Annotated in this window: 11 protein-coding genes and 1 pseudogene; 6 read left to right on the top strand and 6 right to left on the bottom strand. The window is 58.1% G+C overall.

Features of this window, described 5'->3' with window-relative positions; translation table 11 throughout:
* Positions 1-51 precede the first annotated feature (51 nt).
* Together phnD and phnC are read right to left on the bottom strand one after the other, a co-directional pair.
* Positions 52-990 (bottom strand): phosphonate ABC transporter substrate-binding protein, encoded by a 939-nt coding sequence (gene phnD / locus ACKLKD_RS18385; RefSeq protein WP_025713470.1) that lies wholly within the window; start codon positions 988-990, stop codon positions 52-54.
* A gap of 22 nt (positions 991-1,012) precedes the next feature.
* Entirely contained in the window at positions 1,013-1,855 is an 843-nt protein-coding gene (gene phnC / locus ACKLKD_RS18380; RefSeq protein WP_025713471.1) for a phosphonate ABC transporter ATP-binding protein, read from the bottom strand.
* 829 nt (positions 1,856-2,684) lie between these two features.
* Between phnC and ecpR the strand changes: the two are divergent.
* The 6 genes and pseudogenes from ecpR (at position 2,685) to ACKLKD_RS18350 (ending at position 9,480) form a co-directional block, all read left to right on the top strand.
* A pseudogene (gene ecpR / locus ACKLKD_RS18375) lies at positions 2,685-3,227 on the top strand (ECP biosynthesis operon DNA-binding transcriptional regulator EcpR).
* Between the two features lie 74 nt (positions 3,228-3,301).
* Entirely contained in the window at positions 3,302-3,889 is a 588-nt protein-coding gene (gene ecpA, locus ACKLKD_RS18370; RefSeq protein WP_025713473.1) for a common pilus major fimbrillin subunit EcpA, read from the top strand.
* 59 nt (positions 3,890-3,948) lie between these two features.
* A complete protein-coding gene (locus ACKLKD_RS18365; protein ID WP_025713474.1) occupies positions 3,949-4,617 on the top strand; it encodes a hypothetical protein in 669 nt (222 codons plus the stop codon).
* A gap of 25 nt (positions 4,618-4,642) precedes the next feature.
* Complete coding sequence (locus ACKLKD_RS18360; protein WP_087805537.1) at positions 4,643-7,168, top strand: fimbrial biogenesis outer membrane usher protein; 2,526 nt, start codon at positions 4,643-4,645, stop codon at positions 7,166-7,168.
* Positions 7,158-8,801: a fimbrial adhesin EcpD gene (gene ecpD / locus ACKLKD_RS18355; RefSeq protein ID WP_012968862.1), complete on the top strand. Its 1,644-nt coding sequence runs from the start codon at positions 7,158-7,160 to the stop codon at positions 8,799-8,801. The genes ACKLKD_RS18360 and ecpD overlap by 11 nt, the downstream gene beginning before the upstream one ends.
* Positions 8,770-9,480 (top strand): fimbria/pilus periplasmic chaperone, encoded by a 711-nt coding sequence (locus ACKLKD_RS18350; RefSeq protein WP_087805534.1) that lies wholly within the window; start codon positions 8,770-8,772, stop codon positions 9,478-9,480. Before ecpD ends, ACKLKD_RS18350 begins: the two co-directional genes overlap by 32 nt.
* 3 nt (positions 9,481-9,483) lie before the next feature.
* Here ACKLKD_RS18350 and ACKLKD_RS18345 read toward each other — a convergent pair whose 3' ends face one another.
* Genes ACKLKD_RS18345 through ACKLKD_RS18330 form a run of 4 tightly spaced genes read right to left on the bottom strand, consistent with a single transcriptional unit; the run spans position 9,484 to position 12,541 of the window.
* Positions 9,484-10,173: an amino acid ABC transporter permease gene (locus ACKLKD_RS18345; protein ID WP_012968861.1), complete on the bottom strand. Its 690-nt coding sequence runs from the start codon at positions 10,171-10,173 to the stop codon at positions 9,484-9,486.
* Positions 10,163-10,915, bottom strand: a complete 753-nt coding sequence (locus ACKLKD_RS18340) for an amino acid ABC transporter permease (protein ID WP_165931838.1) — start codon at positions 10,913-10,915, stop codon at positions 10,163-10,165. The genes ACKLKD_RS18345 and ACKLKD_RS18340 overlap by 11 nt, the downstream gene beginning before the upstream one ends.
* Complete coding sequence (locus ACKLKD_RS18335) at positions 10,912-11,730, bottom strand: amino acid ABC transporter ATP-binding protein (RefSeq protein WP_025713478.1); 819 nt, start codon at positions 11,728-11,730, stop codon at positions 10,912-10,914. The genes ACKLKD_RS18340 and ACKLKD_RS18335 overlap by 4 nt, the downstream gene beginning before the upstream one ends.
* 1 nt (position 11,731) lies before the next feature.
* Positions 11,732-12,541, bottom strand: coding sequence for an ABC transporter substrate-binding protein (locus tag ACKLKD_RS18330; protein WP_002890106.1), 810 nt, complete (start codon positions 12,539-12,541; stop codon positions 11,732-11,734).
* Positions 12,542-12,626 lie beyond the last annotated feature (85 nt).

Genomic DNA, 12,626 nt, shown 5'->3' with positions numbered 1-12,626 from the left:
ACGTAGCGCCGCCGCTCACCCTGGGGGCAAGCAGGCGGCGTTGAGGCAGGATTAACGTGCGCTCACCAGCTCGCGTTTCATGTCGATAATCTGCTGGAAGTCAGCCACGCTGCCCGGACCGATGTGCTGGGTACCGCCCATCGCTTTGATAAAGCAGGCGTGATCCTCGGTGTCCAGTTTTTTCACTGCCGCCACGACCTTCGCCTTAAAGTCCGCCGGCAGCGCATTGCTTACCAGGATCGGGCCGTTCGGGATCAGCGGTGATTGCCAGATAATGCGGATCTGCTTCATCAGATCCGGATGATCCATGCGAATCAGGCGGTTGAACGCGCCAGTGGTGTAGCCGGTGTTGTAATCGCCGACCATCGAGGCCCAGGTCACCGCGCCCGCGAACTGACCGTTCAGCACGCCGAGGATGTCCTGCTCGTGGCCGCCGGAGAAGGTGACGCTGGAGAAGGTGTTGTTGTATTTGTTGTCGGCATTACCGCCAAATTTTTCTTTAAACGCATGGTTAGGGATCAGATACCCGGAAGTGGAGTCGGGATCGGCGAAGCCGAAGGCTTTACCTTTTAAATCGTCCAGCGTTTTGTACGGGGAGTCGGCTTTGACGATTACTACGGAGTGATAGCCGCGAGACTGATCTTTGTCGTCCACGGCGATGCCGACGATATCCACCGCTTTGGGATTATTGAGATAAACCGAGGCGTAGGAGGAGGGGGACATGCTCAGCACGACGTCGACTTTGCCCCCCAGCAGACCCTGGATCACTCCGGAATAGTCGGAAGAGTTACGCAGTTTGGTATCCACGTTCAGCTCTTTATCGAGGAAGGCCTTTACGCACTGGTTATCGCCGATTTGCTGGGTGGCGTTCTGGCCGCCGAGAATGCCCAGATTCAGCTCTTTTGGCTGCGCTGCCGCCGCCTGCCATGCCATCATCATGCCCGCGGCCAGTGCGGATAAACGAACTGCGCCAGTCATATATTTTTTCATTATGTTGCCCGTGTGAGTGAAATTAATGCAATTGGCTGACTTCATCGCCGTACAGCTGCTGCAGCACATCCTGCGTCAGCCGGGAGGGGTGATCGTCAAAAATGAGCTGGCCGCTGGCGACGCCGATAACCCGGGTGCAGTAAGTCTTCACCAGCTCTACCGAGTGCAGGTTTACCATCACGCTGATGCCCTGCTCGCTGATCTCGCGCAGCACATCCATGATGCGCTGGGTGTTTTTCGGATCCAGCGAAGCGACCGGCTCGTCGGCCAGCAAAATGCCGGGGTTTTGCATCAGCGCCCGGCAAATTGCCACCCGCTGCATCTGCCCGCCGGAGAGGTTCTCCGCCCGCTGCAGCGCGTGCGGCAGCATGTTCATCCATTCGAGCAGCGCAATAGCGCGCGCGCGGTCGGCTTCAGGAAAGATTTTCAACAGCGATTTCAGGGTGGAGGTCTGGCTCAGGCGGCCCAGCAGGACGTTGGTCAGGACGTCGAGGCGCGGCACCAGACAGAAGTCCTGAAAGATCATCCCGCAGTGGCTGCGCCAGGCATTGAGCGCGCGGCCTTTCAGCTGTGAGACATCGTGCGGCATACCGACTTCCGGATAGCTAAGAATTTCGCCGCCGCTGGCGCTATGGGTGCCGTTGAGGACATGCAGGAGCGTCGATTTACCGGCGCCGGAGCGGCCAATGACCCCAACCATTTCGCCGGCGTGCAGGTCAAAGCTGATGCCGTCCAACACCTTGTGCTGGGCATGATAGGCTTTCGTCAGGTTACGCACGCTTAAGACCTTCCGCTGCCGGCTGGCATTGAGATCAGTGAACGCCTGAAAATCAGTTTCGGCCACTGCGGCAAGAGAGCTGTTCATAAGAGTGTCCAGGTTCGTCATTAACTGGGCACTATTAATAGGTCTTTATATGAAAATTCGATGACGGTATTGCGAACAAACCGTGAACAGGCGCGACAGAGCGGCAACCCGCAGCCCGCAGCCCGCAGCCTGCAGCGCGCTGGCGAAGCATTGAAAAGCGACTATGCTTTCGGGTGGCGCGGAGGCAGGGCAGCAGGAAGTCGTCGGCAATCTTCGCTTAATCTTGTTATTCGGGTCTGTTTTATCGAATAGATAATGCGTCTGCCTTTGTTTAGCATTCAACATCGCTCAGGATTAACATATGTATAACTATTTGTGCGGCAGGTTAATCTATTCATGGTTATTATGTGTTGGTGAATCATCCTGGTTATAGAGTATTTTTGGTTTTATATCCTTCTTTTTTTAATTTCTCTGGTTTATTCAATAACCGCTTAATAATCACTATTAAGAATGTTCCTAAGATATTAGGGTGAAGATCCTGGTCAATATAAAAAACAAATAAGAATCGACAGCTATATTGCCAATAACCTCATGAAAATAAATGTCTTTTTCCTCATCGCAAAAATATCATATTTTCAGTTTTTGTAAATATTGACCCAGACGCGAAATCCATCGCCCGTCCGCGTGTTGACACTCCATAGGAAAAAACTTAAATTCAACGCCAAGCACAAAATAATTAAATCTCGCTTATCAAATATTGATAAGTAATGCATGTCTTATTTAATGGCGATTTACTAAAGGAATCGAATGCGCCAGTAAACTTTGTAGGCCTGGCAAGCAGTGACGTTGTGAAAATGATTACTTCAAGGACTATGAGGTTAAAATCTATATGGAATATAAATGCTGTTCCGATAAGTATATTTGGTCTGCCCATGACTCCTACTTCTATAAAGGTCTGTCCGAACTGATTGTGGATATTGACGAATTAATTTATCTGTCGCAGGAGAAAATTAGAAAGGATTTTGTGTTTATCAATCTCAATACGGCTTCGTTAAACGAGTTTATCAGGCGCGATAGCGAATGACTCTCCGCGGTAAAGGGGAAACAGGTCGTATTGATTGCGGCCAGAAAGTCGGAAGCCTTAGCAAATTACTGGTATTACAATAGTGATATTCGTGGCGTGGTATATGTTGGCCTGAGTCGTGATATTCGAAAAGAGCTGGCCTATGTGATTAATGGCAGGTTTCTGCGTAAAGATATTAAGAAAGATAAAATTACTGACCGGGAAATGAAAATAATCCGCATGACCGCCCAGGGAATGCAGCCGAAATCGATCGCCAGAATTGAAAATTGTAGCGTGAAGACAGTGTATACCCATCGGCGCAATGCTGAGGCCAAGCTGTATTCCAAAATATATAAGTTAGTTCAGTAACACCCAGGCAATATTGTTTTTTAAATGGTTCACCGGGACATCATGTCCTTAATTCAACTCAGGATGAAAAAGCGATGAAAAAAAAGGTTCTGGCAATAGCTCTGGTAACAGCGTTTACCGGTATGGGTGTGGCGCAGGCTGCTGACGTAACGGCTCAGGCTGTTGCGACCTGGTCGGCGACCGCTAAAAAAGACACCACCAGCAAGCTGGTTGTGACCCCGCTCGGCAGCCTGGCGTTCCAGTACGCCGAAGGCATTAAAGGTTTTAACTCGCAGAAAGGTCTGTTTGACGTGGCGATTGAGGGTGACGCAACGGCGACTGCCTTTAAGCTGACCTCACGTCTTATCACCAACACCTTAACCCAGCTGAACACCTCCGGCTCCACGCTGAGCGTGGGTGTGGATTATAACGGCACAGCGGTCGAAAAAGCCGCGGATACCGTGATGATCGATACCGCCAACGGTGTACTGGGTGGCAACCTCAGCGCGCTGGCAAATGGCTACAACGTCGGCGGCCGTACCACCGCGCAGGATGGTTTCACCTTCTCCATCATCAGCGGCACCACCGACGGTTCTACCGCCGTGACCGATTACAGCACCCTGCCGGAAGGGATCTGGAGCGGCGACGTCAGCGTACAGTTCGACGCCACCTGGACCAGCTGATCCTTCTGCTGTACCAGCAGGGGGCTCTCCCCCTGCTTTTTTTCACGGACGGAATTGTTATGAAAAAGCATCTTCTGGCCCTCGGGCTGCTGCTTGTCGGGGTGTCGCCGGCGCAGGCGTTGGATGTCGGCGATATCTCATCCTTTATGAACAGCGACAGCAGCACGCTGAGCAAAACAATCAAGAACAGCACAGACAGTGGTCGACTGATCAATATCCATCTCGAACGGCTCTCTTCCCCGCTGGACGGCGGGCAGGTTATCCCGATGGACAAACCGGATGAGGTGCTGCTTACCCCCGCCAGCCTGCTGCTACCCGCCCAGGCCAGCGATGTCATCCGCTTCTTCTACAAAGGCCCGGCGGATGACAAAGAGCGCTACTACCGCATTGTCTGGTTCGATCAGGCGCTCAGCGATGCCCAGCGCGATAACGCTAAACGCAGCGCGGTGGCCACGGCGTCCGCCCGCATCGGCACCATTCTGGTGGTGGCGCCGCGTCAGGTGAATTACCGCTTTCAGTACGCCAACGGCTCTCTGACCAACACCGGGAATGCGACATTGCGGATCCTCGCCTACGGCCCCTGCCTGAAGGCCGCCGACGGTAAGGAGTGTAAAGAGAATTACTACCTGATGCCGGGTAAATCGCGCCGTTTTACGCAGGTGAATACGGCAGATAAAAAAGGACGGGTTGCGCTTTGGCAGGGTGAGCAGTTTGTTCCCGTGAAATAGACAGTTGTGCAGATGGATAACGACGATGCCTCTACGACGGATTTCCCCAGGACTGAAAACGCGGCTTGCCTTCGGCATGATATTTTTGTTCGTTCAGCCCGACGCCAGCGCGGCTGCCCCAGGCGCGCAGCAGATTGGCGGGGTGATTATTCCGCAGGCCTTCAGCCAGGCGCTGCAGGACGGCATGAGCATCCCGCTCTATATTCATCTTGCCGGCAGCCAGGGCATCAAGGACGATCAGCGGATCGGCAGCGCCTTTATCTGGCTGGACGGCGGCCAGCTGCGCGTCCGGCAGATCCGGCTGGAGGACAGTGAAGGTAACGCCAGCGTCAGTGAACAGACCCGTCAGCAGTTGGTCGGCCTGGCCAACGCCCCGTTCAGCGAGGCACTCACCATTCCCCTGACCGACAGCGCCCAGCTGGATCTTAGCCTGCGCCAGCTCCTGCTGCAGCTGGTGGTCAAGCGCGAGGCGCTGGGCACCGTGCTGCGCTCGCGCAGCGAAGACATCGGTCAGTCCAGCGTCAATACCCTCAGCAGCAACCTGAGCTATAACCTCGGCGTCTATAACAACCAGATGCGCAATGGCGGGAGCAACACCTCCAGCTATCTGTCGCTGAACAACGTTACCGCGCTGCGGGAGCATCACGTGGTGCTCGACGGCTCGCTGTATGGGATCGGCAGCGGCCAACAGGACAGTGAATTATATAAGGCCATGTATGAGCGCGATTTCGCCGGCCACCGTTTTGCCGGCGGGATGCTCGACACCTGGAACCTGCAGTCCCTGGGACCGATGACCGCCATTTCGGCCGGCAAGATTTACGGCCTTTCCTGGGGAAACCAGGCCAGCTCCACCGTCTTCGACAACAGCCAGTCGGCCACGCCGGTGATTGCCTTTTTACCGGCGGCGGGCGAGGTGCATCTCACCCGTGACGGCCGGTTGCTGAGCGTCCAGAACTTCGCCATGGGCAACCATGAAGTGGATACCCGCGGCCTGCCGTACGGTATTTACGATGTCGAAGTGGAGGTGATCGTCAACGGGCGCGTGGTCAGCAAACGCACCCAGCGGGTCAATAAGCTGTTCAGCCGCGGACGCGGCATCGGCGCGCCGCTGGCGTGGCAGGTATGGGGCGGCAGTTTCCATATGGATCGCTGGTCGGAAAGCGGAAAAAAGACCCGGCCGGCAAAAGAGAGCTGGCTGGCGGGCCTTTCGACCTCCGGGTCGCTCAGCACCCTGAGCTGGGCGGCTACGGGCTATGGCTACGACAACCAGGCGGTGGGTGAAACCCGCCTGACGCTGCCGCTGGGTGAGTCGATCAACGTTAACCTGCAGAATATGCTGGCCAGCGACAGTTCCTGGAGCAGCGTCGGCAGCATTAGCGCCACGCTGCCGGGGGGCTTCAGTTCAGTGTGGGTCAACCAGGAGAGAACCCGCATTGGCGATCAATTGCGGCGCAGCGATGCCGACAACCGGGCGATCGGCGGCACCCTCAACCTGAACGCGCTGTGGTCGAAGCTGGGGACGTTCAGTGTCAGCTACAACGATGACCGCCGCTACAACAGTCATTACTACACCGCGGATTACTATCAGACGGTCTACAGCGGCGCCTTTGGATCGCTCGGCCTGCGGGCGGGGATCCAGCGCTATAACAATGGCGACAGCAGCGCCAACACCGGGAAATATATCGCCCTCGATCTCTCGCTGCCGCTGGGCAACTGGTTCAGCGCCGGGATGACCCATCAGAACGGCTACACCATGGCTAACCTCTCAGCGCGCAAGCAGTTTGATGAAGGCACTATTCGCACCATCGGCGCCAATCTGTCGCGGGCCATCTCCGGCGATACCGGGGATGACAAAACCCTCAGCGGCGGAGCGTATGCCCAGTTCGACGCCCGCTACGCCAGCGGCACGCTGAACGTCAACAGTGCGGCGGACGGCTACGTCAACACTAACCTCACCGCCAGCGGCAGCGTCGGCTGGCAGGGCAAAAACATCGCCGCCAGCGGACGAACCGACGGTAACGCCGGAGTGATCTTCAACACCGGGCTGGAGGACGATGGTCAGATTAGCGCCAGGGTTAACGGGCGGATTTTCCCGCTCAGCGGCAAGCGTAACTACCTGCCGCTCTCTCCCTATGGCCGCTATGAGGTGGAGCTGCAGAACAGCAAAAACTCGCTCGATAGCTACGACATCGTCAGCGGGCGTAAGAGTCATCTGACCCTTTATCCGGGCAACGTCGCAGTGATTGAGCCAGAGGTGAAGCAGATGGTCACCGTCTCCGGTCGTATTCGTGCAGAAGACGGCACGCTGCTGGCGAATGCGCGGATTAACAACCATATCGGCCGTACCCGGACCGATGAAAACGGCGAGTTTGTCATGGACGTGGATAAGAAATACCCCACTATCGATTTCAGCTACGGCGGCAATAAAACCTGCGAAGTGGCGCTGGAGCTCAGCCAGGCACGCGGCGCCGTCTGGGTCGGGGATGTGGTCTGCAGCGGCCTCTCGTCGTGGGCGGCGGTGCAGCAGACAGGAGAAGAGAATGAAAGTTAATGCACTGATGGCGCTGGCGATCCTCGCGCTGCTTTGGCCGGCAGCCGCACTCAGGGCGGCGGTGACCAAGACCACCTGGTCGGATGCGCCGGCGCGCGAGTTTGTGTTTGTTGAAAACAACTCCGACGACAACTTTTTCGTCACCCCCGGCGGGGCGCTGGATCCGCGTATGACCGGCGCTAACCGCTGGACCGGCTTAAAATACACCGGCTCCGGCACCATTTATCAGCAGAGTCTCGGTTATATCGATAACGGCTACAACACCGGGCTCAATGCCAACTGGAAGTTTGATATGTGGCTGGAAAACTCGCCGGTTTCGCACCCCTTAACCGGCCTGCGCTGCATCAACTGGTACGCCGGGTGCGATATGGCCACCAGCCTGATCCTGCCGCAAACCACCGACGCCAGCGGGTTTTATGGCGCGACGGTGACCAGCGGCGGCGCGAAGTGGATGCACGGCATGATGTCGGACGCGTTTTATCAATATTTGCAGCAGATGCCGGTCGGCGGCAGCTTTACGATGACCATCAATGCCTGTCAGACCTCGGTGAACTACGACGCCAGCAGCGGTGCGCGCTGTAAGGATCAGGCCTCCGGTAACTGGTATGTGCGCAACGTCACCCACACCAAAGCCGCGAACCTGCGGTTGATTAATACCCACTCGCTGGCGGAGGTGTTTATCAACAGCGACGGCGTGCCGACCCTGGGAGAAGGGAACGCCGACTGCCAGACGCAGACCATCGGCAGCCGCGCAGGATTAAGCTGTAAGATGGTAAACTATACCTTGCAGACCAACGGCTTAAGCAACACCTCGATCCATATTTTCCCGGCGATCGCCAACTCGTCGCTGGCCTCGGCCGTCGGGGCGTACGATATGCAGTTCAGCCTCAACGGCAGCTCCTGGAAGCCGGTGAGCAATACCGCTTATTACTACACTTTCAACGAGATGAAGAGCTCAGACTCGATCTATGTTTTCTTCTCCAGCAACTTCTTTAAGCAGATGGTGAATCTCGGGATCAGCGATATCAACACCAAGGATCTGTTCAACTTTCGCTTTCAGAACACCACCTCGCCGGAGTCAGGCTGGTATGAGTTTTCCACCTCCAACACGCTGATTATCAAGCCCCGTGATTTCAGCATCAGCATTATCTCGGACGAATATACCTCGGCGCCGTCGCGCGAGGGATATGTCGGCAGCGGCGAACCGGCGCTCGATTTCGGCTACATCGTCACCACCAGCGGTAAAACGGCCGCCGATGAAGTGCTGATCAAGGTGACCGGACCGGCGCAGGTGATTGGCGGGCGTTCCTACTGTCTCTTCAGCTCTGATGACGGTACGGCGAAAGTGCCGTTCCCGGCGACGCTCTCTTTTATCACCCGCAGCGGCACGACGCAGACCTACGATGCCGGGTGCGATGACAGCTGGCGGGATATGACCGATGCGCTGTGGCTGACCACGCCATGGACCGATATCTCCGGCGAAGTGGGGCAGATGGATAAGACCACGGTGAAATTTTCGATTCCGATGGATAACGCCATTTCGCTGCGGACGGTAGACGATAACGGCTGGTTTGGCGAAGTCAGCGCTTCAGGAGAGATTCATGTCCAGGCGACGTGGCGCAACATTAACTAAGGCCCTGCTGACGGTGGGCTGCCTGCTGGCAGCGCCGCTGGCTCAGGCGATCTCGGTCGGCAACCTGACCTTTTCCCTGCCGGCCGAAGCGGATTTCGCCAGCAAACGGGTGGTCAACAACAATAAAAGCGCGCGGCTATACCGCATCGCCGTCAGCGCCATCGATCGTCCGGGCGGCAGCGAAGTACGCTCCCGGCCAGTGGATGGCGAACTGCTGTTTGCCCCCCGCCAGCTGGTGCTGCAGGCAGGTGAGAGCGAATATTTTAAATTTTACTATCATGGCCCGCGGGATAACCGCGAGCGCTACTATCGGGTCTCGTTTCGCGAAATTCCCACCCGTAACCTGACGAGGCGCAGCCCGACCGGCGGCGAAGTCAGCATGGAGCCGGTGGTGGTGATGGATACCATTCTGGTGGTGCGCCCGCGCGATGTGCAGTTTAAATGGTCTTTCGATAAGGTGGCCGGGACGGTGAGCAACACCGGCAATACCTGGTTCAAGCTGCTGATTAAACCCGGATGCGATTCGACCGAAGAGGAGGGGGACGCGTGGTACCTGCGTCCCGGCGACGTGGTTCGCCAGCCGGCATTGCGCCAGCCGGGGAACCACTATCTGGTTTATAACGACAAATTTATTAAGATCAGCGATACCTGCCCGGTGAAGCCCCGTCCCGCGGAGTGAGCCTTATCCGGTGGTCGCGCGGCGGGTAAAACGCCGGCTGGCCAGCAGGCTCAGACCGCAGCACAGCAGATAGTACACCGCGCCGGTGAAGACGAAGATCGCCAGGGGATAGATTTGCACCCGGTTGTTGACCTGGCCGGCCACGGTAGTCAGCTCCGGGACGTTGACGATAAACGCCAGCGACGTGTCTTTCAGCAGGCCGATAAAGATCCCCACCAGCGAGGGCTGAACGTTACGCAGCGCCTGCGGGAGCAGCACCAGGCGCAGCGTTTGCCCGGGGGCGAACCCCTGGGTCAGCGCCGCCTCATACTGTCCTTTCGGCAGCGACTGCAGCCCGGCCAGCACCGAGTGCATCACCGATGCGGCGGTAAACCACGCCAGCGCCAGGGTCACGGTCACCGCGCCGGGCAGATCGCCGCCGGTCAGCATCGGCAACAGATACCACAGCCAGAAGATGACAAATATCAGCGGGATGCCGCGAATAATTTCCGCCCACAGAAACAGCAGACGCCGCACCAGCCCCCCGTAGCGCCAGGCCAGGCCCGCCAGCGCAATGCCTCCCGGCAGCGCCAGCAGGGTGGCGCCGATGGCCATCAGCAGGGTCAGCGCCACGCCGCCGGGCTGGCCCTCCGCCAGTCGCCCCCACAGCAGGTAATCGAGGTTATCGGCGATCACCGCCAGATTAGCGTTCATGTTGGGCGCTCCGTTGCAGTTTTCTTCCCGGGCCGAGACGCGTGAGCGCCACGCCCATCGCCACCCCCAGCGCCAGGTACAGCGCAGTGCCGACGGCAAACGCCTCCAGGGCGTGCGCGTTATAGCTCTCAATCTGTCGTACCTGATAGGTCAGTTCCGCAAAGCCGATGCCGCTGGCCAGCGATGAGAGTTTCATCAGGTTAAGATACTGGCCGACAATCGGCTGCCAGGCGTTGGCCAGCCCCTGCGGCAGGAGGATAAAGCGCAGCTCCTGCCACGGCGTAAAGCCCTGCGACAGCGCGGCTTCCCGCTGCCCGTGGCTGACGGCGCGCAGTCCGGAGGCGATCTCTTCCACCAGAAAGGCGGAGGTAAAGACCCCCAGCCCCCACATCGAGCAGAGGAACTCTGGCGTCAGCCACCAGACGTTACCCGGCAAAATGGACCAGGCGTGTACGTCGTTCACCACCTCCTTCACCGCCAGCGGCAGCAGGTTCCAGGCGGCAAAGTACCAGAACAGCAGCTGGACCAGCAGCGGGGTATTGCGAAACAGCGAGACCCACGCGGCCACCAGCCCGCGCCCCGCGCGGCCGCCGCCGAGGCGCAGGGCCAGCAGCAGGACCGCCAGCAGGGTGGCGAGCAGGATCCCGGCGACGCTGACCCAGACGGTGGTGAGAAAACCAGAGATAATCCATTGCAACGGCTGCCCGCTCAGGACGCCGTGCCAGTCAAGCATCGGCGTCACTCGAGGCTCTCCTGGTGCAGCGGATCCAGCACCTTCTGCAGAAAACGCCGTGCGCGGGCATGCTGCGGATGGGCGAAAAACTCAGCCGGCGGGGCGACCTCGAGAATGTCGCCGCCGTCGATAAACACCACCCGGTCGGCAATTTCGCGGGCAAACTGCATCTCATGAGTCACCACCAGCATGGTGATCCCGCTGTGGGCGAGGGTTTTCATCACCTGCAGCACTTCGCCGATCATCTCCGGGTCGAGCGCCGAGGTGGGCTCATCGAACAGGATAATCTGCGGCGAGGAGGCCAGGGCGCGGGCGATCGCCACCCGCTGCTGCTGGCCGCCGGAGAGCTGCGCCGGCATCTGCTGCGCTTTTTCTTCCAGCCCGACCTGGCGCAGCAGCGCCAGCGCCCGCTCCTGAGCCGCACTTTTTCCCCAGCCGTGGACGCGCTCCAGCGCCAGAGTGATGTTCTCCTGCGCCGTCAGGTGGGCGTAAAGGTTGAACTGCTGGAAGACAAAACCGACGCGGCTGCGCAGCTGGCGCAAGGCGCTGCCGCTCAGCCGGCTGGTCGGTTTATCGTCGATCAGGATCTCGCCGCCGCTTAAGGATTCGAGCTGGTTGATCAAGCGGATCAGGGTCGATTTTCCCGACCCGGAAGGGCCGAGGATCGCCACCACTTCGCCGGGCTCGACCTGCAGGTTGATCGCATTTAGCACCTGATGATCGCCGTAGCGCTTGGCCACATCACGGAACGTAATGCTGGCGCGCCGCAGACGTGAAAAATCCGCGGCCGGGGCCGCGGAGTGGGAGAGTAAACCCGAGAACATATTATTTCGCTTCTATGGTAAAGGCGCGCGGCTGCGGCGTTTTGGTGGCAGGGCCAAACCAGACATCGTAGATTTTTGCGGCTTCGCCGGTTTTCTCCAGCTTCACCAGCTCATCGTTAACGGCCTTCAGCAGGGCCGGTTCGCCTTTCTTCACGCCCACGCCAATCTCTTCTTTGCTGAGCAGGTCGGGCAGAATTTTAAACTTGGCTTTATCCGGCGCTTCCGCCAGCAGACCGGCGAGGATGGTGCTGTCCTGGGTGATGGCCTGGACGTTGCCGTTGCGCAGGGCGGTCAGGGCCAGCGGAATATCGTCATAGGAGAGAACGCGAGCCTGCGGGAAACGCTGGTGCAGGGCCTGTTCGCCGGTGGTGCCTTTCACCGCGCCGATGCGCGCTTTGCTGTACTCATCGAGCTTATCCGGAGAGCCGGCCGGCACGAGGAACTGCTGGCCGGTGACGAAATACGGCGTCGAGAAATCAATGACCTGGGCCCGCTCCGGGGTGATGGTAATGTCGGCGACGATCAGGTCGGCTTTGCCGGACTGCAGCAGCGGAATACGGTTGGCCGGGTTCGTCGCCACCAGCTCGAGTTTGACGCCGAGCGCTTTCGCCAGCGCCTGGGCAAAGTCGACATCGTAGCCGACGATATGGTGGGTTTTGGCATCCACCGAGCCGAACGGCGGGTTAGCGTCGAAGGTGGCGACTTTCACGACGCCGGCGGCTTTGATGTCAGCCAGCTGGTCTGCCTGTGCCTGCGAGGCGAGCAGCAGCATACCCAGCGCCAGTGCTATTTTTGTGGTTTTGTTGCGCATAGTTTTTCCCCTGAATCCCTGTTTTGTTTTGTGGACATCACGCTCCCACAAATTCCCCGTCGGCGGCAAAGAAGAAAAAATTCTT

The sequence above is a fragment of the Klebsiella sp. 10982 genome (assembly GCF_048589245.1).
GTDB classification, from domain to species: Bacteria; Pseudomonadota; Gammaproteobacteria; order Enterobacterales; family Enterobacteriaceae; genus Klebsiella; species Klebsiella quasivariicola.
Note: the sequence above shows the minus strand (reverse complement) of the source record. Positions and strands in the feature narration are given on the sequence as shown.